The sequence below is a fragment of the Pseudonocardia sp. NPDC046786 genome, assembly GCF_040645415.1.
In the GTDB taxonomy this organism is placed as follows: domain Bacteria; phylum Actinomycetota; class Actinomycetes; order Mycobacteriales; family Pseudonocardiaceae; genus Pseudonocardia; species Pseudonocardia kongjuensis.
In genome coordinates, this window is the sequence record NZ_JBEYYF010000005.1 from 289164 (window position 1) to 310219 (window position 21056).

A 21056-nucleotide genomic window follows, 5' to 3' on the forward strand; every position below is an offset into this window, starting at 1 on the left:
GCCGGGCCCCGCGTCACCGTTCCCGCAGGTGGTGCCCGATGTGGTTGGCCGCCACCACCACCGCGACGACGGCCAGCCCCGGCAGCACGGTCAGCCACCAGGCGCTCGCCAGGTAGTCCTGGCCGGCCGCGATCAGCGACCCCCACTCCGGGGTCGGCGGCGGGTTACCGTAGCCGAGATAGCCCAGCGCCGCCACTGTCAGCACCGCGTTGCCGAGCTCGACGGTCGCCAGCGCCAGCACCGGGCGGACCGAGTTCGGCAGCACGTGCCGGGTGATCACCGCGGCCCGCCTGGTGCCGGACGAGCGGGCCGCGTCCACGTAGTCCAGCCGCCGGACCCGCACCGCCTCGGTCCGCATCACCCGGGCGAACCCGGCCGCCGACGTCAGCCCGACCGCCAGCGCGATGTTCACCGTGCCCGGCCCGAGCACCGCCACCAGCGACAGCACCAGCAGCAGCGACGGGACGGCCAGCACCACCTCGACGCCGCGCATCAGCACGTCGTCGAGCCGGCGCGGGCCCGACCCGGCGACCACCCCGACCAGCACCCCGACGACCAGCGCCGTCCCGACCGCGATCACCACCGCGGTCAGCGAGAGTCCGGCCCCGTGCAGCACCCGGGCCAGCACGTCGCGGCCCAGCTCGTCGGTGCCGAACGGATGCCGCAGGTCCGGCGGCCGCAACCGGTCGGCGAGCTCGCCGTGCAGCGGATCCCGCGAGGTGAACAGGCCCGGCGCGACGGCCACCGTCGCGGCCATCGCCAGCGTCGCCACCGCGACCGCGAACCCGGTCCCGCGACGCGCGCTCACCGGGCGGCGCGCGGATCGAGGGCCCGGTGCAGCAGGTCCACCGCCAGCGTGACCGCGACGAACACCAGCGTCGCGACCACCAGCAGCCCCAGCAGCATCGGCAGGTCCTGGGCGGCGACCGAGGCGTGCACGAGCCGGCCGATCCCGTTGCGCGCGAACACCGTCTCCACCACCACCGAGCCGGACAGCAGCCAGCCGACCAGCAGCGCGAGCACCGTCAGCGCGGGCATCACCGCGTTCGGCAGGGCGTGCACGGTCAGCGCCAGCGGCCGCGACACGCCCTTCGCCCTGGCCGTCGTCACGTACGGGTCCCGCCAGGACTCGGACAGCCGGGCGAGCAGCACCTGCGCCAGCAGCGCCCCCGCCGGGACGGCGAGCGTCGCGGCGGGCAGGACCATCGACTCCCAGCCGTGCTCCCCGCGCGCGGGCAGCAGCGGCCACCGGAACGAGAACAGCTGCAGCAGCACCAGCCCGAGCCAGAACGTCGGCACCGACAGCGCCAGGCCGGGCTGCCCGGCCAGCACGGCCCGCACCCGGCCGCTGCGGGTGAGCACCGCACACCAGGCGAGCAGCACCCCGACGACGACCGCGGGCACCAGCGCCGCACCGGCCAGGGCCAGCGTGCGCGGCAGCGCCTCGCCGATCGCCTCGGCCACCGGGCGGCCGGTGCGGAACGACGTGCCCAGGTCCCCGTGCAGCGCCGACCACAGGCCGTCCAGGTAGCGCAGGCCGATCGGCCGGTCCAGCCCCAGCTCGGCGCGCAATGCCTCGATCCGCGCCTCGTCGACCGCCGTCTCCGGCCCGATCATGATCCGCACCGGGTCCGACGGCAGCAGGTGGAACAGCGCGAATCCCACCGTGTACGCCGCCCACACCACCCCCGCCGCCTGCCCCAGCCGGCCGCCGACGAACGGCACCCAGCCCGTCCGTGCCACCGCGTCACACCCGCAGGTCGAGCAGCACGGCGTCCGGCACCGCCGACACGTCCTGGCCCTGCCACAGCACCACCGAGCCCGGCGTCAGCCGGCCGAGCAGCGCCAGGGTCAGCGCCCACTGACCGCCGGTCGGGACGACGCCGCCGCCGGGTGGCAGGTCCACCGCACCGTCGCGGCGCAGCACCGCACAGCCCGACCAGGCGGCCGGATCGGCCGTGCCGCTGGTGGCTGTCCCGGCTGTGCTGCTGGTGGCCGTCCCGGCCGTGCTGCTGGTGGCTGTCCCGGCTGTGCTGCTGGTGGCCGTCCCGGCCGTGCCGGCGCCGGCCTCCGTGGCCGCTGCGGCTGCATCGCCACCGGTCGGCCGGATCGCGTAGCGGTGCCCGGCCAGCGCCCGGCCCAGGTCGGCCCGCCACTCGTGCTCGTCGAACCTGACGACCAGGTCCAGGCTGTACCCGCCGGCCGGACCGGGCGCACCGGCGACCAGCCGCCCGTGGATCGGCACCACCGTGACGTCACCGGGGTCGCGCGGATCGGCGTCCGGCCCGGACCGGTCGCCGGCGGCGTCCGCGGGCACGAAGAAGACGGTGTCCCCGTCCGGCAATCCGTCGATCCCGCCGGTGCGCCACTCCAGCAGGTGCGCCGGGCCGAGCACCGGCCCGCCCAGCGCGACCGGCGGCAGTACCAGCGCGTCCCCGGTCCGGAAGCCGAACGCGGCCCCGGGGACCGCGGCGTCCGGCACGCTCACCCGCGCGGCGAACCGGACCAGCTCGGCGTGCGCGACCCGGCGGGTCATCAGCTGCACGACGAACCGGTCCCGGTCGTCCTGCAGCCGGGTGAGCCCGTCGGCGTCGGCGTGCACCCGGGTCCGCTCCGGGGTGCTGAACGGGATCAGCACGTCGCGCAGCAGCACGAGCTGCCACAGCCACTCGTTGTAGAGGTTGCGGGCGGCGTGCCGGCCAGGGCGCTCCAGCAGCAGCGCGACGACGGCAGGGGTCCAGGCGTAGCCGACGCACGAGCTGTGGATGTCGTCGATCCGCGCCGGTGCCTCCGGCACGGCCCGGCCGACCAGGTCGAGCACCAGCTCGGACGCCGCCGCGGCCGAGGCCGCCAGCTCGGCGCGGGCCGGCTGCCCGGCCGGTCCGGTGTCCATCCGCAGCGTCGCGTACGGGCCGTCCAGCCGGAGCACCGCGGCCAGGCCGTCGACGAGATCGGTGCGGGCGCCCGGCCCGTCGTCCTCGCCGAGCGCCGCCAGCGCCGCACCGAGCAGGTTCCCGGCGGCGGCGACGAACTCCGCGGCGCCGACCGGGCGGCCGGGGCCGAAGTCGTTCCAGCCGCTCATCGCTGCACCTGCGCGTCCGCGAAGCGAGGCCGGCCCGCGGAGTCCAGCCACACGCCGTCGACACCCGGGGCGATGCCCAGCGACGCGGCCTGCTCGAACAGCGGGACGCCGTGTCCCGCACCGATGATCGTGCCCACCGCCGCGTCGACGGCGGCCGCGCGCCGGTCGTCGTCCAGCGTGCTGGAGATGGTGGCGACCTGCGCGTCCAGCTCGTCGGGGGTGGTGCGCCGCTGCGGGTTCGCGCTCTGCACCGGATAGACGCTGGCCAGCACCGACGGATCGGCGCGGGTCACCGCCCAGGAGACGAGATCGTAGTCGCCCGCGGACTGACGGGCGTTGTTCGTCGCGTCGTCGAGCGGGCTCAGCCGTAGTGCGATCCCCACCCCGGCGAGCTGCTGGGCGACCAGCTCGTACACCGAGCCGTAGCGCTCGGTCGCCGAGTAGACCAGCTCCAGCTCCAGACGCTCGCCGTCACGTTCCCGGATGCCGTCCGCACCCGGCCGCCAGCCGGCGTCGTCGAGCAGCCGCGCGGCCGCCGCCGGATCGTGCCGCAGCAGGTCGGAGCGGTCCGTCCAGCCCGGCGTCGTCGACGCGATCACACTCGTCGCGGGCCGCTCACCGGCCGACAGCAGCGGGCTCAGCGCGGCCCGGTCGACGGCGGCGCCGATCGCGCCGCGCACCGCCGGATCGGCCAGTACCGGCCGGGACTCGTTGGGCAGCAGGGTGTAGACGATCCCGGCGCGCGGCGCGGACAGCAGCGACGGGCCGTCCCCGGTGAGCGCCGGCTCGTCCTGCGGGAGCACCTGCAGGTCGACGTCGAGCTGCCCGGAAACCAGGCTGCCGTGCCGGGCCCCGGCGTCGGTGGTCACGGCCAAGACGAGCGAGCCCACCCGGGGCGGCCCGCTGTGCGTCGACACCGCCGACGGCCATGTGTAGTCCGCCCGGGCGGCGAGCCGGATCTCCTCGTTCAGCACGATCGTGTCCAGTGTGTACGGTCCGGAGCCGGTCAGCTCGCCGGCACAGCGGCCGTCCGGGTCCGCGTCGAGCGTGGCCGGCGCCAGCAGGCCGAGCGTGACCGTGGACGTGGCCTGCAGGAACTGGGCGCTCGGTGCAGAGAACCGCACCTGCACCTCGCGCTCGCCGGTGACCGTCGCACCCTCGTACCCGGCCAGGTAGGTCGCACCGAGCGGGGAGCGGGCACCCAGCTCCGCGACGTCGTCGAGGTTCGCGACGACCGCTGCCGCGTCCACCGGGGTGCCGTCGGCGAAGGTGGCGCCGGGGCGCAGCGTGAAGGTGAAGACGGTCGCGTCGTCGTCGACGGTCCAGGACTCGGCGAGCCACGGCACGATCTCGCCGGTCGCCGGGTCCTGGTCGGTGAGGCTCGCGACGAGCTGCTGGGAGACCTGCAGGTTCGGGGTGCGCGGCGTCTGGTGCGGGTCGAGGCAGTCGACCGGGGCACTGAGCCCGGCGGTGAGGACGTCGGCGCGGGCCGGGTCCGCGGCGGCGCCGCCACCGCAGCCGGCCAGCACGGCACCGCAGGCCAGCACGGCTGCGGCGCGGGAGAGGATCTGCATCGGCGTTCCTGTTGTCGTCGGGGATCGGGGCCGCTAGCGTCACCCGGTCGGGCTGCCGCGACGGGCACCCGCTTCCAGCCATCGGAAAGCTCGCGGGTGACGCGGATCGCTGCACGACGGCGCGTCACGGCAGGGGAGGGACCGCGGATGGCCGAGCCACGGAGCAGCGTCGCCTCCCGGGTGCTGTCGGTGCTCGGGGCGATCGAACGGGCCCGCGGCCCGCTGCAGGTCAGCCAGATCGCCGAGAGCACCGGACTGCCGCTGGCCACCGCCTGGCGGATGGTCCGCGAGCTGGTCGAATGGGGTGGCGTCGAGCAGCTCGACGACGGCCGCTACCGGATCGCCACCCGGGTGTGGGCGGTCGGCAGCTCCGCGCCGTGCGTCCGGCGGATCCAGCGGGACAGCTCCCGGCTGCTGCGCGATCTCGCCACCGAGACCGGGCGCGGCGTGCACCTCTCGGTGCTCGACCAGGACAGCGCACTCGTGGTGAGCACCGCCGCGCCCGGCGGACGGGTGCCGCCCGGCGCCGTCCAGGAGGGCGACCGGCTCACCGGCGACGATCCCGCCGCCCGGCTGCTCGCCGCCTTCGGCGGATCCGCGGACGATCTGCCCGAGCCGCTGCGCGAGATCCGCAGGCACGGCCTGTCCGTCGGCCGCACCGGTCCGGCCGGCACGACGTCGATGTCGGTGGGGATCGCGAACCCGGCCGGCGCCGTCGTCTCGGCGCTGACCCTGACCGGGCCGGCCGGGGTGGCCTGGCAGCGGCTCGTCCCGGCGCTGCGTGAGGCGGGGGCCGCGGTCCGCTACAGCATCTACCGGGAGGAGCTCCCGGCTGCGGAGCGTCGGGCGCGCTGAGCTGCGCCTGGGGTGTGTCGTGCCCACGCCACGCCACGCCACGCCGTGCCGGCCCGCGCCGCTCCGTAGCGTGTTGTGTGCACTCCGTGTCGCGCCACTCCGCCTCATGCCGCGTTCCGCCCCGCTCCCGCGCTCTCCCCGGGACCGCCGGGCCACGTCGCCCCCCGTCGCTCGCCGAGATGCAGATGAGCGGGAATTGTTGATCTTCGCGGCCCGCTGAGCTGCATCTCGGCGAGTCGCGGGGTGCGAAGTGTTGCGAGTGTGGCGGGTGGCGCAGCGATCCGCTCCGCGACGCGCCTCGCGCCGTCCGCGCCGCGCACCCGTCCGCACCGCACCGCGCCTCGCTCGCCCCGCCCCGCATCGCGCCGTGCCGTGCCGTGCCGCGCCGTGCCGCGCCCCGCATCGCGCCGTGCCGTGCCGTGCCGTGCCGTGCCGCGCCCCGCATCGCGCCGTGCCGCGCCGTGCCGCGCCCCGCATCGCGTCCGCACATCGCGCCGCGCCCCACACCGCGCCGCGCCCCACGCCACACCGCGCCGCACATCGCGCCGCGCCGCACATCGCGCCGCGCCCCACACCGCGCTGCGCGCCGTACCGCGCTGCGCCCCGCGCGCCCCGCACCCCCACTCCCACCCCGCCGCACCCCACCCGTTTCAGCGACGTGACGGCGGTGCAACGGCTCCGGTCCGGCTCTTGTCGCATACCCACCGCTCCGATTTACTGGCCTAGCCAGTAGCACCTGACGAGGGGGTCGCATGCCGCCCATCGCGCGCCCGACGCGGGCCCGCCGACGTCTGCCGGTCGTGGCCCTGGCGCTGGTCACGGCGGTGATCCTGACCGGCTGTGCGGCCGGCCCGCCGGCGTCCCGGTCCGCCGACGGGGAGATCACGATCGCCCTCGGCACGTCGCCGACGAACCTCGACTTCACCCGCAGCGCGGGCGTCGCGATCCCGCAGGCCCTGCTCTACAACGTCTACGAGGGGCTGGTGAAGATCGACGACGACGCCCGCGTGGTGCCGCTGCTCGCCGAGTCCTGGACCGCGGCGCCGGACGGGCTCGGTTACACGTTCCGGCTGCGCGAGGGCGTCCGCTTCTCCGACGGGACCCCGATGACCGCCGACGACGTCGCGTTCAGCTTCGACCGGCTCGACGAGTGGACGACGGCCAGCGCGCGGTCCCTGTCGTCGATCTCCGGGACCCGGGTGCTGTCGCCGCGCGAGGTGGTGGTGGAGCTGTCCGAACCGGACAACGACCTGCTCCGCAACCTGGCCGGCCCGGCCGGTGCGATCTTCACCCCGGGCGCGGTGGACGAGCTGGCGACCAGCGCCGTCGGCACCGGGCCGTACCGGGTCGAGGGCTACGCACAGAGCTTCGAGATGCGCCTGGTCGCCAACGACGACCACTGGGCGGGCCCGCCGCCGGCCGACCGGCTCACCCTCGCCTACTACAGCGACCCGACGGCGCAGGTCAACGCGCTGCTCAGCGGCAGCGCGGACGCGGTCGTCGGGCTGACCGCGCCGCAGCTGCTGGAGCAGCTCGAGGGCGATCCGGAGTTCGGCGTCACCGAGGGCACCACCAACGGCGAGGTGGTGCTGGCGATGAACAACGCCACCGCCCCGTTCGACGACGAGCGGGTGCGCCGTGCGATCCGGCACGCCGTCGACGACGACGCCGTCCGCGAGGTCGCGGCGGACGGCCGCGGCACCGCGATCACCTCCATGGTCCCGCCCACCGATCCCTGGTACGACGACCGGCCCGATCCCCACCCGCACGATCCGGAGCGCGCCGCGCAGCTGCTCGCCGAGGCCGGGCTGACCGGCGCCGAGATCGGCTTCACGGTGCCGAACCTGCCCCAGTACGTGGCCGCGGCCCAAGTCGTGCAGTCCGATCTCACCCGCGTCGGGCTGACCGTCGACCTGCGGATCCGTGAGTTCCCGGCGGTCTGGCTGGACGAGGTGTTCAGCCGCAAGGACTACCAGCTGGCGATCATCAACCACGCCGAGCCGTGGGACATCGGGCAGTTCGCCAATCCGGACTACTACTTCGGCTACCAGGACCCGGTCGCCGACGACATGCTGGAGCAGGCGCGCAGCGGCCCGGCCGAGGAGTACCCGGACCGGATGCGCGCCTACGCCGAGCGCATCTCCGATCGCGCCGCCGCCGGGTTCCTGTACCTGACGCCCTGGCTGACCGCGCACCGCAGCGACGTCACCGGCCTGCCGGTGAACTCGACGTCGGAGTCCATCGACCTCACCCGCGTCGCGCGCGGCTGACCCGGGGGAGCGGAACATGATCGTTTCGATGACGCGGCGGCTGCTGGTGTTCGCGGGCACCGTCCTCGCCGCCTCGGCGGTGATCTTCGGGTTGCTGTCGGTGCTCCCCGGCGATCCCGCCGAGGTCGCACTCGGGCTCGGCGCCTCCCCGGACGAGCTGGCCGCCCAGCGCGCCGAGATGGGCCTGGACCGGCCGCTCGCCGCGCAGTACCTGCAGTGGCTGGGCGGGCTGGTGCAGGGCGACTTCGGCACCTCCGCGGTCACCGGCACGCCGGTCGGCGCCGAGCTGGGCTCCCGGCTGGCGACGACGGCGGTGCTGATCGGTTCCGGAATGGCCGTCGCGGTCGTCGTCGCCGTCCCGCTGGGTGTGCTCGCCGCGACCCACCAGCGACGGCCGCTCGGCGCGCTGCTCAGCGGTTCGAGCCAGGTCGGGATCGCGATCCCCGGCTTCCTGGCCGGGCTGCTGCTGATCACCGTGTTCGCGGTGCAGCTGCGCTGGTTCCCGGCCGGCGGCTGGTACCGCACCGGCGACGGGTTCGGCACGCTGCTCGGGCACCTGGTGCTCCCGGCACTCGCGCTGGGCTCGGTGCAGGGCGCGGTGCTGGCCCGGTACGTGCGCTCCGCGGTGCTCGACGTGATGCGCGAGGACTGGATGCGCACCGCCCGGGCCAAGGGGCTGTCCCCGGCGCGGGCGCTGCGGCGGCACGGGCTGCGCAACGCCGCGGTCCCGGTGCTCACCGTCGGCGGCGTGCAGCTGGGCGTGATGCTGATCGGCGCGGTCGTGATCGAACGGGTCTTCGTGATCAATGGGCTCGGCAGCATGCTGCTGGAGCGGGTCGCCACCCGGGACATGATCGCCGTCCAGGGGATCGTGCTGGTCCTGGTGTTTGCGGTGCTGCTCATCAACCTGGTGGTCGATCTCGTGCAGACCTCCGTCGACCCCCGACTCCGGGAGGCCTCGTGACCGGACCGCAGCGCACCGCCCCGGCCACGGCCGCGCGGCGCCCGAACACCGGCATCCTCGTCGGCGGGGGGCTGGTCGCGCTGGTCGTGCTGGCCGCGCTCGTCTCGCTGGTGTGGACGCCGCACGATCCGCTGCCGGTCGTCGCCGCGGACCGGCTGCTCGGCCCCGGCGACGGCTACCTGCTGGGCACCGACCCGTACGGCCGGGACGTGCTCAGCCTGCTCATGTACGGCGCCCGGATCAGCCTGCTGGTCGGCGTCGTCGCGGTGGCGGTGGCGGTGCTGATCGGCGTCCCGGTCGGTGTCTGCGCCGGGATGAGCGGCGGCCGCGCCGACCAGTTCCTGATGCGGGTCAACGACGTCGCGCTGGCCTTCCCCGCGCTGCTGCTCGCGATCGTGCTGGGCGCGGTGTTCGGCGCGGGCGTCGGCACCGCGATGATCGCGCTCGGGATCGGCGCCGCACCGTCGTTCGCCAGGGTGTCGCGCAGCGGGACGCTGCAGGTGATGAGCCAGGAGTACGTCACCGCAGCCCGGGCCGCCGGGCGGGGCAGGCTGTTCGTCGCCGTCCGGCACGTGCTGCCCAACATCTCCGGCCTGGTGATCGTGCAGTCCTCGGTGGCGTTCGCGATCGCGGTGCTCTCCGAGGCGGCGCTGTCCTATCTCGGCTTCGGCACCGTGCCGCCCACCCCGTCCTGGGGCCGGATGCTGCAGGAGAGCCAGAGCTACCTGGCGTCCGCGCCGCACCTGGTGGTGTGGCCGGGCCTGGCGATCGCGCTCACCGTGCTCGGGCTGAACCTGTTCGGCGACGGTCTGCGCGACCATCTCGACCCCCGGATGGAGGCGGGCCGATGAGTGCCCCCACAGCGACGACCGTCACCGCCCCGGCGCTGCGCCTGGCGAACCTGGACGTGCACGCCGGCGGGCGGACGCTGGTGCACGGCGTCGACCTGGAGCTGGCCCCGGGGGAGCGGCTCGGGTTGATCGGGGAGTCCGGCAGCGGCAAGTCGCTCACCGCGTACGCGGCGCTCGGGCTGCTCGACGAGTCGCTGCGGGCGACCGGGACGGTCGAGCTGGCCGGGGTCGACGGCAACCTGCTCGACGCCGGGGAGGCCGCCCTGTGCCGGGCCCGCGGCCGTACCGCGTCGATGGTGTTCCAGGAGCCGATGACCGCGCTGAACCCGCTGATGCGGGTCGGCGCGCAGATCGCCGAGGTGCTGCTGGAGCACCGGACGGTGCCCGGCCGGTCGGCCGCCGCGACGGCCGCGGTGGAGCTGCTGGAACGGGTCCGGATGCCCGATCCGGAGCAGGCGGCGCGGGCCTACCCGCACCAGCTCTCCGGCGGGCAGCGGCAGCGGGTGGTGCTGGCCATCGCGATGGCCAACGCCCCGGCGCTGCTGGTGTGCGACGAGCCGACCACCGCGCTCGACGTGACCGTCCAGGGGCAGGTGCTGGAGCTGATCACCGAACTGGCCCGGGAGCGCGGGACCGCGCTGCTGTTCATCAGCCACGATCTGGCGGTGGTCGCGTCGGTCACCGACCGGGTGGCCGTCATGCAGGACGGCCGGGTCGTCGAGCAGGGGCCGGTCGACGAGGTGTTCACGGCTCCGAGCCATCCCTACACGCGGGCGCTGCTCGCCGCCGCCGACCTGTCGGTGTTCGACGAGCACGGCCGGCTGCGCACCACGACGAGCACGCCGGTGCGGTACGACCCGGGCACGCCGGTGCCGCCGACCGGCCCGTCCCGCCCCGGCGGCCCGGCCGCGCACCTGGTCCTGCCCGAGGACGGCCCGCCACCGGTGTTCAACGAGGCCGGCGACCCCGAGCACCCGGCGCTCATCCGGGCCCGTGACCTCACCCGCACCTACCGCCGCGCCGGCGCGTCGGTGCTGCGCCGCAGCCGGCCGGTGGACGCGCTGCGCGGCGTCGGGTTCGACGTCGTCGAGGGGCAGGCGCTCGGGATCGTCGGCGAGTCCGGCTCCGGCAAGTCGACCCTGATCCGGCAGCTCTGCGGGCTGGACCGGCCCACCTCCGGGTCGTTGCAGCTGGCCGGCGACGACCTGACGGACCCGGGCCGGGACACCCTGCGCCGGGTCCGGGGCGCCGTCTCCATCGTGTTCCAGGATCCGATGGGCTCGCTCGACCCGCGGATGCGGGTGCGCGACATCGTCGCCGAGCCGGTGCTGCGCGGGGACCGCGCGCAGATCCGGGACCGGGTGGCCCGGCTGCTGGAGTCGGTCGGCCTCGACGCCGCCGCCCTCGACCGCTACCCGCATCAGTTCTCCGGCGGCCAGCGGCAGCGGATCGCGATCGCCCGCGCCCTGATCACCCGCCCGCGGATCCTGGTCGCCGACGAACCGGTCAGCGCGCTCGACGTGTCCGTTCGCGCCCAGGTGCTCAACCTGATCACCGACCTGGCCCAGGAGTACCGGCTGACCGTCGTGCTGATCTCGCACGATCTGGCCGTCGTCCGGCACGTCTGCGACACCGTCGCCGTGATGAACCAGGGCCGGATCGTGGAGGCCGGGCCCACCGCCGACGTCTACACCGACCCGCAGCACCCGTTCACCCGGCGCCTGGTCGCGGCCACACCGCGACTGCGCGAGGCCCTGGCCGGCCGCACGAAGGGAGACCCGGCGTGACGAGCGCGCTGACCGACACCGAGCTCACTGCCCTGACCGCGACCCGGCTGCGCGCCGGGTACGCGGCCGGCGAGTTCAGCCCCGCCGAGGTGCTGCGCGCCGTGCAGGACCGCATCGACCGGCGCGAGCCCGGGCTCGGCGCGTTCGCCCGCCGGGAACCCGCCGCGGACGTTCTCGCCGCCGCCGATGCCGCGGGCGTCCGCTGGGCGCAGGGCAGGGCCGGGCTGCTCGACGGCGTCCCGGTCACCCTGAAGGAGAACATCGCCGCCGTCGGGCATCCGCGGCCGTCCGGCTCGGCCGCATTCGCCGACGCCGAACCCGCCACCGAGGACGGGCCCGCCGCGGCGAGCACCGCCGCCGAGGGCGCGATCCGGCTGGGCAGCACCGTCATGTCCGAGCTGGGCATGCTCTCGTCCGGGGTGTCCGGCCTGCACGGGATCACCCGCAGCCCGCTGGACCCGGCGTGGACGGTCGGCGGGTCCAGCGGCGGCGCTGCCGCCGCGGCCGCCGCCGGGTTCGGCCCGCTGCACGTCGGCAGCGACATCGGCGGCTCGATCCGGCTGCCCGCGTCGTGGACCGGGCTGGTGTCGCTGAAACCCAGCTACGGCATCGTCCCGGTCGACCCGCCCTATCTGGGGCGGGCGCTCGGACCGCTGGCCCGCTCCGTCGACGACGTCGCGCTCGCCATGCAGGTGCTCGCCCGGCCCGATCCGGCGTACCGGGACCCGACCTGGCTGGCGCTGCCGGACGCCTCCTGGGAGCGGGTGAGCGCGGACCCGATGACCGACGACGCGATCGGCGCCCTGCGGATCGGACTGCACCCGGACGCCGGGTGCGGCCTGCCCACCGATCCGGAGGTCGCGGCCACCGTCCGCGCCGCCGCCGAGCTGTTCGCGCGGGCCGGGGCGCAGATCGTGCCGGTCGATCCGTTCCTCACCCCCGAGCTGCTGCACCAGCTCGACATGTTCCTGCGCGCCCGGTCCTGGGCCGATCTGGTCGCGCTCCCGCCGCACCGCCGCGACGCCGTGCTGCCCTACATCCGGGAGTGGGCGGCGGCCGCCGCGGACCTGCGCGGGCCCGACGTGTTCGAGGCCTACCACGCCGTCCATCGGATCCGGGCGGCCACGATCACCGCCACCCACACCGTCGACGTCGTGCTGTCCCCGGTCGCCCCGGTCGCCGCGTTCCCGGCCGAGCAGCACGGCCCCACCGACGACCCGGTCACCGCGCTCGACCACATCGCCTACACCGCCCCCTACAACTTCTCCGAGCAGCCGGCCGCCACCGTCGACGCCGGCTCCACCTCCGACGGACGGCCGATCGGCCTGCAGCTCGCCGGCCGCCGGTTCGCCGACGTCGAGCTGCTGCGGGTCGCCCGCTGGTACGAGCGGACCCGCCCGCGCGCGCACTAGGCTGGTGCGTCGATCACGTCCCGGAGGGAAGAGCCCGCGTGGAGTTCCAGGCGATCGGCCGGCAGAGCGCGCACGAGGCGATCGTCGAGCAGATCGAGCGCGCCGTCGACGACGGCCGGCTGCGCCCCGGCGACCGGCTGCCCAGCGAGCGCAGGCTGATGGAGCAGTTCGGCGTCAGCCGCCCCACCGTCCGCGAGGCGATGCGGGTGCTGCAGGCCACCGGCGTCGTCGCCGCGCACCCCGGCGACCCGCGCGGCCCCGAGATCCTCGCCTACTCCCCGGCCGTGTTCGAGAAGTCGCTCACCCGCCTCGCCGGCGTCGACACCATGTCCCGGGTGGAGATCCTGCAGTTCCGGATCGTCATCGAGGCCAACGGCTCGCTGCTCGCCGCGCACAACCGCACCGACGACGACCTGCGCGACATCCGGGCCGCGCACCGCGAGCTGCGGGCCGCCGCCGACCGCGCCGACGGCGGCTTCGGTGCCGCCGCCGACAGCTTCCAGGCCGCCATCCGGCGGGCCTCGCACAACCAGCTCGTCGCCGTCACCGGCGGGGTGCTGGCCGGGGTCGTCCGTACCCTGATCGACCGCAGGCTCGCCGACGAACCCGACGTCCGGCGACGATTGCGCGCCAGCGAGGGGTACGCCACCGCCGTGCTCGACGCCATCGCCGACCGGGACGGCCGCGCCGCCGCCCGCGAGGTCACCCTCGGGATCCGGGCCTACTACGCCGGGCACCTCGATCCCGACGAACGGAACCAGCTGGCGCTGCTCGCCGAGGGGACCTGATGATCCCGCCGGTCAGGCGTTCGTCGGGAATCCGAGGTCGACGCCGCCGGCGGTGGTGTCGGGCCAGCGGGTGGTGACGACTTTGGTGCGGGTGTAGAAGTGCACGCCGTGGGTGCCGTGGGCGTGGGTGTCGCCGAACAGTGAGTTCTTCCAGCCGCCGAAGCTGTAGTAGGCCATGGGGACGGGGACGGGGACGTTGATGCCGATCATGCCGACTTCGATTTCGTTCTGGAAGCGTCGGGCGGCGGTGCCACTGCGGGTGAACAGTGCGGTGCCGTTGCCGTAGGGGTTGGTGTTGATGAGTTCGACGGCGTCGGGGTAGGTGTCGACGCGGAGTACGGAGAGGACGGGGCCGAAGATTTCGTCGGTGTAGACGGTCATGTCGGTGGTGACGTGGTCGAGGAGGGTGGGTCCGACGAAGAAGCCGTTCCCGTCGGCGTCGATGCTGCTGGTGCGTCCGTCGACGACGACGGTGGCTCCCGCGGCCTGTCCGGCGTCGATGTAGCTGGTGACCCGTTGCTGCGCGGCGCGGGTGACCAGGGGTCCCATGTCGGAGGTGTTGCGGCGCCCGTCGCCGGTGCGTAGGGCGCGGGTGCGTTGGGCGATCCGGTCGACCAGGTCGTCGGCGATGTCGCCGACGGCGACGAGTGCGGAGATGGCCATGCAGCGTTCGCCGGCGGAGCCGTAGCCGGCGTTCACGGCCTGGTCGGCGGCGTGGTCGAGGTCGGCGTCGGGGAGGACGACCATGTGGTTCTTGGCGCCGCCGAGTGCCTGGACCCGTTTGCCGTGGGCGGTGCCGGTCTCGTAGATGTGGCGGGCGACGGGGGTGGATCCGACGAAGCTGATCGCTTTGATGTCGGGGTGGGTGAGCAGGGTGTCGACGGCGGTCTTGTCGCCGTGCACGACGTTGAACACGCCGTCGGGCAGGCCGGCTTCGGCCCAGAGTTCGGCGATCCGGTTCGCGGCGGAGGGGACCTTCTCGGAGGGTTTGAGCACGACGGTGTTGCCGGTGGCGATGGCGATGGGGAAGAACCACATCGGGACCATGGCCGGGAAGTTGAACGGGGAGATGATGGCGACGGGGCCGAGTGGCTGGTGGATGGAGTGGACGTCGATGCCGGTGGAGGCGTTCTCGGTGGCGGAGCCGGTGAGTAGGTGGGGTGCGCCGCAGGCGAATTCGACGACTTCCTGGCCGCGGGCTACTTCGCCGGCGGCGTCGGTGAGGACTTTGCCGTGTTCGGCGGTGATGAGTGCGGCGAGTTCGGGTGCGCGGTGGTTGAGTAGTTCGCGGAAGCGGAACAGGATCTGGGTGCGGCGGGTCAGGCTGGTGTCGCGCCAGGCGGGGAACGCCGCCGTCGCCGCCGCCACCGCCGACTCCACGTCCGCCGGCTCCGCGAACGCCACCCGCCGGGCCACCTCGCCGGTCGCCGGATCCGTCACCTCACCGTAACGCTCTCCGGAACCCGGCACCGCCCGGCCACCCACCCAGTGCGGCACGACGTCGATCTTCGCTGGACTGCTCACCGGACTCGTCATGCGGCAAGGGTGGCCCGCCGACGATCACCCCCGGCATCGTCAGTCCGTATCGTTCGGAGCCCCCGCAGAACACTCCGTCCCGTCACGGACGACGGCCGCCAGCCACTTCTTCAGCAGCACCGTCTCCGGCGCGTCCAGCGCCGTGTTGTCGTCCGGCAGACCGGCCAGCACCGCCGCGGCCGCCTCCGCCGGTGACCGCCCGGCGTCGGGCCTGCGTCCCGGCCGGCCGCCCGTGATCGCCTCCAGCGTCGCGTCCCGGACGTCCGCGGACAGGTCCGGATCGGGGGAGCCGGTGATCTGGTGCAGCGTGACCCCGACGTTCGCGGCCAGCACGTGCCCGGCCGCCCGCTCCGGGGTCGTCACGAGCCGCCCGCGCCGCTGCGCCTCCCGTGTCAGCTCCAGCAGGATCGCGTTCGTCCGGTCCTGCGCCGCAGGCCGCCGGCCCGGCGTCACCTGGCCGTACATCAACGCGTAGAAACCGGGATTGGCCAGGCCGAACGCGACGTGCGCGTCCCACCCGTCGCGGATGTCCCGGATCGGGTCGCCGGTCGACTCGCGGGACCCCTTCAGCTCCAGGTACTGATCGAACCCGTGCTCGACGACGGCGTCGAGCAGGCCGTCCTTGCTGCCGAAGAAGTGGTACAGCGTCGGCAGCCGGACCCCGGCGGCGTCGCAGATCGCCCGCAGCGGCACCGGCTCGCCGGGGGCGGCCGCGATGAGATCGGCGGCGGCCCGCAGGAGCCGGTCCCGCGTGTTCCCAACACGCCCATCAACCACCCCGTCACTGTACGTGGCCCCCGGTGCCGGGCCTGCGCGTCCGCGGACGAGTGGCCGGATGCGCGGACCCTCGCCCGCACATCCGGCCACCGCTCAGCCCTCCCGGATCGTCATCGACGCGATCCGCGCACCGTCGGTGCGGAACTCGAAGCTGCTGCGCCCGTTGGCGTGCGTGCTCCGCCAGTCCCCGACGACGGTCACCGCGCCACCGGACTCCCGGACCTCCTCCGGCGTCAGCACGCCCGAGGACCCGATGAACTCCCGGTCGCTCCAGGCCGCGATCGCCTCGCGGCCGGTGAAGGTGCGCCCCCAGTCGTCGACGACGCCGTCGTCGGCGAAGGCGTCCAGGAAGCCCTCCCGGTCGTGCCGGTTCACCGTCGCGACGAACGCGGCGACGACCGGATCGCTGATCTGCGTGCTCACGGCCGCTCCTCTCAGCGGGTGGTGTACCCGCCGTTGGCGAAGATGGTCTGCCCGGTGATCCACCAGCCGTCGGTGGCCAGGAACCGCACGATCGGAGCGATGTCCTCGATCCGGGTGAGCTGGTTGCCCATCGCCATCGACTTGTGGAACTCGACCCGCTCCGGCGTCTCCTGAGGGTAGAAGAACGGGGTGTCCATCGGCCCGGGGCCGACCGCGGTCACCGAGATGCCGCGGTCGGCGAACTCCTTCGCCGCGGCCCGGGTGAAGTGCTCCACCGGCGACTTGCCGCCCGCGTAGGTGGAGTAGCCGTCGGTGAACGCCGCCAGCAGCGACGTCACGATGGTGATCACCTTGCCGTTGTCGGCGAGGCGCAGACCGGCCTCCTTGATGAAGAAGTACGCGGCCTTGGAGTTGATGTCGAACATCGAGTCGTACTCGGCCTCGCTGGTCTCCACGATCGGCTTGCGTAGCACCTTGCCGACCGTGTTGACCGCGACGTCGATCCGCCCGATGGCGGCCTCGGCGTCGGTGAACAGCCGCTCGACGTTCGCCGGGACCGTGAGGTCCCCGCTCAGCACCACGCCGGTCCGACCGGCCGCCTCGACCGCCTTCAGGGTGTCCTCGGCCTCCCCGCGGGAGGACTCGGAGTTGTAGTGGATCGCCACGTTCGCCCCGGCCTCCGCGGCCTGGCGGCTGATCAGCCCGCCGAGATTCTTGCCGCCGGCGGCAACCAGCACGTTCTTGTCCTGCAGCGTGTGCGCGGTCATGAACCCTCTCCTATATCGGCTGACCACTCGACCATAACAAAGATATAGAGCGGGGCATCGTCCGGCGTCCCGGCCGGGACCGGTGTGCTGCTCGGGATCGTCGGGAGCGTGACCTACCGCCGCTGCACCTGGCGGCCGGTGCGCAGGTCAGCCGCGGAGACCGCGTGCCGCCGGCGCCGTCGCGGTGACCTGCAGCGTGTCGGTCAGGTAGCGGCGCAGCAGCGCCGGATCGGCGGTGTCCGCCACCAGCCCGAGATGGCCGTCCGGGCGGACCAGTGCCCGACCTTGCAGGCCCAGGCCGTCGTCCGGATCGACCAGGCCGTCGCCGCCGGTCGCCTCGCGCCCCACCGGGAGCACTCGGCCAAGGCGGGCGAGGACGTCCTGCAGGGCCCCGCGCTGCTGCCCGTCGCGCACCCAGCAGCCCCCGGTTCCGCGAGCAGGTCCTCGATCGCGACCGGGGTGCCGTCGGGCCGGGACGGGTCCGGCCGGGTCGGGCGCCCGGTCCCTGGCACGCAGCCTGCCGCGTCCGCGTCGGTGCTCCCGCCCGTGTCCGTGCCGGACCGACAGCGGGCTGTCCCGGTACCGGACGGCCAGCTCGGCCAGCCGGGTCGCCGCGGCGGCCGCCGCCGGACGGACGTGCCCGGCGACGAACAGCGCCGCGTCACGCAGCAGCGACTCCGGGCCGGTGGCGGTCCCGACGTCGGTCAGCAGCGTCGTCGCCCGGACCACCTCGGCGCCCACCGGATGCCGCTCGGCCTGGTCGCTGTCGAGCAGCTCCGGTGCCGCGATCCCGCGCGCCACCAGCGCCAGCTTCCAGGCGAGGTTCGCGGCGTCCTGGACGCCGGTGTTCATCCCCTGCGCACCGGCCGGGCTGTGCACCGGCCAGGTCGATCCGGGCCCGCGTCCGCCCGGTGCGGCCCTCGACCATCTCCAGCAGGCCGGACCGGCTGGTGCGGGCCCCCAGCCGGTCCACCATGCCCAGCGAGGCGAGCATCTCCAGGCTTCTGGCGTGCACCCCGACCGCCCGCGACTCGGTCGTCGACCGCTCGAGCTGCTCCACCACCCGCACGGACGCCCCGAGCCGGGCCAGCCGGCACGCGGTCGTCAGTCCGGCCGGTCCCGCTCCGACGACCAGTGCGTCCCGGGTGTCAGCCATCTGCCGCTCCGATCTCGCGTGTGGTGGCCCCCCGGGGGCCTCGCGCTGATCTCGCGACGTGCAACAGGGCCCGGGCCGGCGGCGGGTGAAGGCACGAGTCGTCGGGGCAGGCCCGGCCGGCTGGCGGACGACGTTCGGGAAATCCGACAGCGCCTCGTGCAAGCGCTGTCGTATAAGCGCTGTTACATCGCGGCATGACATCCGGGACGTCGGACGACCCGACCTGCAGGCCGGACCGGCTGGCGCCGCTGCGCGCGCTCGTCGCCGATCTGGAGGACGAGATCGTGCAGGTCTACGAGGCGCGCGGGCTGTACGGGCTGCGGCCGCGCTACGCGTATCCGCTGATCCGGCTCGCGCACACCGGGCCGTCGACGATCCGTGAGCTCGCCGCGTCGCTCGGGCACACGCACTCCGCGGTCAGCCAGACCCTGGCCGGGATGCGCCGCGAGGGGCTCGTGACGTCCGAACCGGGGCCGGACGCCAGGACCCGCCGGATCGCGCTCACCGAGCAGGGCCGCGCACTGGTCCCGTTCCTGGAGGCGGAGTGGCGGGCGACCGCGGCGGCGGTCGCCGAGCTCGACGACGAGTGCCTGCCGACCTCGATCGGTGCGGCGGTGGACGCGATGCGGGCCGCGCTGGGGCGGCGCGGCCTGGCCGACCGGATCACCGACCGGCTCGGTGAGCCGGGACCCCCGCCGTCCGCCTGATGCGCACCGGCCTGATCGATCTACGGCCGCTGCGGGTCCCGGCCTTCCGGGCCGCCTGGATCGGCGGCACCGCGCACGGCTTCGGCCAGCAGGCGGCGACCGTCGCGGTGCTGCAACAGACCTGGGACCTGACCCGGAGCCCGCTGTGGACCGGTGCGCTCGGCGTCGCGACCGCGGTGCCGCTGCTGACCGGCCCGGTCGGCGGTGCACTGGCCGACGCGGTCGACCAGCGGCTGCTGATCCGGCTCGCGTCCGCGTGGCAGTTGGTCGTCGCGCTCGCACTGGTCACCCAGGCGGTGCTCGGCGCGGCTCGGGTGGCGCTGCTGTTCGGCCTGGTCGCGCTGCTCGCCGCCGGGGCGGGACTGGGTGTTCCGGCCCGCCGGACGCTGCCGGTCCGGCTGCTCCCCGCCGCCCAGGTGCCCGCCGGGATCGCCCTGACGGCGGTCTCCTTCCAGGTGTCGATGCTGGCCGGGCCGGCCGCCGCCGGGACGCTGATCGCGCTCTGGACCCCGGCCGCCGGATACGGCCTGCTGACCGGGACCACGGTGGTGGCACTGCTTACGACGGTGTGGCTCCCGGCGCTTCCCGTGGCCGGTGGCACCGGGCGGGCCGCGGCCGGCGGATGGGGGTTCCTGCTGCGCTCGCCGGTCGTGCGCGGCTCGTTCGCCACCGAACTCGCGGCCACCCTGATCGCCTTCCCGGTCGCACTGTTCCCGCTGGTCAACGAGCTGCGCTACGGCGGTGACCCGCGGGTGCTCGGGGCGTTCCTCAGCGCGCTCGCGGTCGGTGGGCTTGTCGTCGGGCTGTTCTCCGGTGGCCTCACCCGGATCCGGCGGGCCGGGACGGTCCAGCTCGCCGCCGCGGGCGCCTGGGGGCTCGCGGTCGCCGGGTTCGGCCTTGCGGGCTCGGTGTGGGTGGCGCTGGGCTGCCTGGTCGTCGCGGGTGCCGCGGACTCGGCGTCGGTGATGGTGCGCGGCGTGCTGGTGCAGCTGGCGACGCCGGACGCGTTCCGCGGGCGGGTGTCCTCGGCCGAGACGGTGGTCGGGATCGCCGGGCCCGAGCTGGGGAACCTGCGCGGCGGGCTGGTGGCGGCGCTGACCTCGGGACCGGTCGCGCTGGTCGGCGGGGGACTGGCGGCGAGCGTGGTCGTGGGCTGGGTGGCGCTGCGGAACCGGGCGCTGCGGGAGTACACCCTCCCGCCCCGTTCATGATCCCTGTTTCGGGAGTGCAGGTACCGCTCCGAGCGCCCCGCACTCCTGAAACAGGGATCATGAACGGGTCCGCCCGGCCACCGTGGGGTGGCCGGGCGGACCGGTGGTGCTGGTGGTGCTGGTGGTGCAGCTCAGCCGGGCATGCCGGGCATCATCGGCATCTCGGGTAGCACCGGCTGGGACGCGAACAGGTCGAGGTACATCCCGCCGGACACGAACAGGCCGAGCACGCCGAGCACCAGCCCGCCCAGCGCGACCGGGCGCACCCAGGCCGCGGTGCCGGGGCGCTTGGCCGGGCCGAGCAGCAGCACCGTGGTCAGCACGACGGCGACCAGTGCGATCAGGCCGTTGACGCCGGCCGCGACGTTCCACGGGGCGCCGTAGAACGCGTCGATCGAGTCGCCCGGCATGCCGGTGGCGGCCTCGATCTGGCCGACCAGCTCCTCCCGGGAGCGCAGCATGTCGGTCAGCGAGGTGCCGGTCAGCGAGGCGAGCCCGAGGCCCGCGCCGACCACGGCACCGGCGCCCGCCGCCGCGCCGGCCGAGGCGGTGCCGGTGCCCGCCGCGGCGCCTGCCGCCGCACCGGTCGCGGCGCCGTGGGCCGGCTCGCCGGAGCCGGACGCCGAGCCGGAGCCGGAGTCAGAGCCTGCCGCCGCACCGGAGCCGGAGTCAGAGCCTGCCGCCGCACCGGCGCCGGAGCCGGAGACAGACTCAGAGACCGCGCCGGAGTCAGCGCCGGAGTCAGAGCCGGCCGCGGTGTCGGTCCGGGCGGTGCCGGAGCCGACCGGGGTGTCGGTCCCGCCGACTGTCTCGGCGCCCCTCGGGTCCGTGTCGTTCGCGACCGGAGAGGTCTCCGTGTCGTGGGTCGTCTCGGAAGCCATCCCGGCACGGTACGT

General features: G+C 74.8%; 19 protein-coding genes and 1 pseudogene. 9 read left to right on the forward strand and 11 right to left on the reverse strand.

What is annotated here, in order from left to right; genetic code table 11:
- Window positions 1–13: 13 nt before the first annotated feature.
- From ABZ881_RS08825 to ABZ881_RS08840, 4 genes are read right to left on the reverse strand one after another with little or no spacing between them, the layout of a single operon-like run.
- Window positions 14–808 (reverse strand): ABC transporter permease, encoded by a 795-nt coding sequence (locus ABZ881_RS08825; protein WP_358483027.1) that lies wholly within the window; start codon window positions 806–808, stop codon window positions 14–16.
- The gene (locus tag ABZ881_RS08830) at window positions 805–1743 is read right to left on the reverse strand and encodes an ABC transporter permease (RefSeq protein ID WP_358483028.1); all 939 of its coding nucleotides are present in this window, start codon (window positions 1741–1743) and stop codon (window positions 805–807) included. Before ABZ881_RS08830 ends, ABZ881_RS08825 begins: the two co-directional genes overlap by 4 nt.
- Window positions 1744–1747: 4 nt before the next feature.
- Window positions 1748–3082 carry a hypothetical protein gene (locus ABZ881_RS08835; RefSeq protein ID WP_358483030.1) on the reverse strand — a complete coding sequence of 445 codons (1335 nt, stop codon included), beginning with the start codon at window positions 3080–3082 and terminating at the stop codon, window positions 1748–1750.
- Window positions 3079–4656: an ABC transporter substrate-binding protein gene (locus ABZ881_RS08840; protein ID WP_358483032.1), complete on the reverse strand. Its 1578-nt coding sequence runs from the start codon at window positions 4654–4656 to the stop codon at window positions 3079–3081. The genes ABZ881_RS08835 and ABZ881_RS08840 overlap by 4 nt, the downstream gene beginning before the upstream one ends.
- A 147-nt stretch (window positions 4657–4803) precedes the next feature.
- Between ABZ881_RS08840 and ABZ881_RS08845 the strand changes: the two genes are divergently transcribed.
- From ABZ881_RS08845 to ABZ881_RS08875, 7 genes are all read left to right on the forward strand, one after another.
- A complete protein-coding gene (locus tag ABZ881_RS08845; RefSeq protein ID WP_358483034.1) occupies window positions 4804–5511 on the forward strand; it encodes a helix-turn-helix domain-containing protein in 708 nt (235 codons plus the stop codon).
- Window positions 5512–6263: 752 nt separating this feature from the next.
- The gene (locus ABZ881_RS08850; protein ID WP_358483036.1) at window positions 6264–7781 is read left to right on the forward strand and encodes an ABC transporter substrate-binding protein; all 1518 of its coding nucleotides are present in this window, start codon (window positions 6264–6266) and stop codon (window positions 7779–7781) included.
- A gap of 16 nt (window positions 7782–7797) precedes the next feature.
- Window positions 7798–8745 carry an ABC transporter permease gene (locus ABZ881_RS08855; protein WP_358483038.1) on the forward strand — a complete coding sequence of 316 codons (948 nt, stop codon included), beginning with the start codon at window positions 7798–7800 and terminating at the stop codon, window positions 8743–8745.
- Window positions 8742–9596 carry an ABC transporter permease gene (locus tag ABZ881_RS08860; RefSeq protein WP_358483040.1) on the forward strand — a complete coding sequence of 285 codons (855 nt, stop codon included), beginning with the start codon at window positions 8742–8744 and terminating at the stop codon, window positions 9594–9596. The genes ABZ881_RS08855 and ABZ881_RS08860 overlap by 4 nt, the downstream gene beginning before the upstream one ends.
- Window positions 9593–11383 (forward strand): ABC transporter ATP-binding protein, encoded by a 1791-nt coding sequence (locus ABZ881_RS08865; RefSeq protein ID WP_358483042.1) that lies wholly within the window; start codon window positions 9593–9595, stop codon window positions 11381–11383. The genes ABZ881_RS08860 and ABZ881_RS08865 overlap by 4 nt, the downstream gene beginning before the upstream one ends.
- Window positions 11380–12795 carry an amidase gene (locus ABZ881_RS08870; RefSeq protein WP_358483044.1) on the forward strand — a complete coding sequence of 472 codons (1416 nt, stop codon included), beginning with the start codon at window positions 11380–11382 and terminating at the stop codon, window positions 12793–12795. Before ABZ881_RS08865 ends, ABZ881_RS08870 begins: the two co-directional genes overlap by 4 nt.
- 38 nt (window positions 12796–12833) lie before the next feature.
- Entirely contained in the window at window positions 12834–13583 is a 750-nt protein-coding gene (locus tag ABZ881_RS08875; protein ID WP_358483045.1) for a GntR family transcriptional regulator, read from the forward strand.
- A 12-nt stretch (window positions 13584–13595) separates the two neighbouring features.
- Here ABZ881_RS08875 and ABZ881_RS08880 read toward each other — a convergent pair whose 3' ends face one another.
- From ABZ881_RS08880 to ABZ881_RS08905, 6 genes and pseudogenes are all read right to left on the reverse strand, one after another.
- Complete coding sequence (locus tag ABZ881_RS08880) at window positions 13596–15119, reverse strand: CoA-acylating methylmalonate-semialdehyde dehydrogenase (RefSeq protein ID WP_358483047.1); 1524 nt, start codon at window positions 15117–15119, stop codon at window positions 13596–13598.
- 39 nt (window positions 15120–15158) lie between these two features.
- Window positions 15159–15896 (reverse strand): TetR/AcrR family transcriptional regulator, encoded by a 738-nt coding sequence (locus ABZ881_RS08885; RefSeq protein ID WP_358483049.1) that lies wholly within the window; start codon window positions 15894–15896, stop codon window positions 15159–15161.
- 93 nt (window positions 15897–15989) lie between these two features.
- Complete coding sequence (locus ABZ881_RS08890; protein ID WP_358483050.1) at window positions 15990–16319, reverse strand: nuclear transport factor 2 family protein; 330 nt, start codon at window positions 16317–16319, stop codon at window positions 15990–15992.
- A gap of 11 nt (window positions 16320–16330) precedes the next feature.
- On the reverse strand, window positions 16331–17086 hold the full coding sequence (locus tag ABZ881_RS08895) for an SDR family oxidoreductase (RefSeq protein ID WP_358483052.1): 756 nt from the start codon (window positions 17084–17086) through the stop codon (window positions 16331–16333).
- 147 nt (window positions 17087–17233) lie between these two features.
- A complete protein-coding gene (locus ABZ881_RS08900) occupies window positions 17234–17938 on the reverse strand; it encodes an FAD-dependent monooxygenase (protein ID WP_358483054.1) in 705 nt (234 codons plus the stop codon).
- 85 nt (window positions 17939–18023) lie between these two features.
- Window positions 18024–18443 (reverse strand): annotated as a pseudogene (locus tag ABZ881_RS08905) (FAD-dependent oxidoreductase); the annotation flags it as partial.
- Here ABZ881_RS08905 and ABZ881_RS08910 point away from each other — a divergent pair.
- Together ABZ881_RS08910 and ABZ881_RS08915 are read left to right on the forward strand one after the other, a co-directional pair.
- On the forward strand, window positions 18437–18949 hold the full coding sequence (locus ABZ881_RS08910; RefSeq protein ID WP_358483056.1) for a MarR family winged helix-turn-helix transcriptional regulator: 513 nt from the start codon (window positions 18437–18439) through the stop codon (window positions 18947–18949). The pseudogene ABZ881_RS08905 and the gene ABZ881_RS08910 sit on opposite strands and share 7 nt — an antisense overlap.
- Window positions 18949–20160 (forward strand): MFS transporter, encoded by a 1212-nt coding sequence (locus ABZ881_RS08915; protein WP_358483058.1) that lies wholly within the window; start codon window positions 18949–18951, stop codon window positions 20158–20160. The genes ABZ881_RS08910 and ABZ881_RS08915 overlap by 1 nt, the downstream gene beginning before the upstream one ends.
- Window positions 20161–20291: 131 nt before the next feature.
- Here the strand turns inward: ABZ881_RS08915 and ABZ881_RS08920 are convergent, their stop codons facing one another.
- The gene (locus ABZ881_RS08920) at window positions 20292–21041 is read right to left on the reverse strand and encodes a hypothetical protein (protein ID WP_358483060.1); all 750 of its coding nucleotides are present in this window, start codon (window positions 21039–21041) and stop codon (window positions 20292–20294) included.
- Between the last annotated feature and the right edge of the window lie 15 nt (window positions 21042–21056).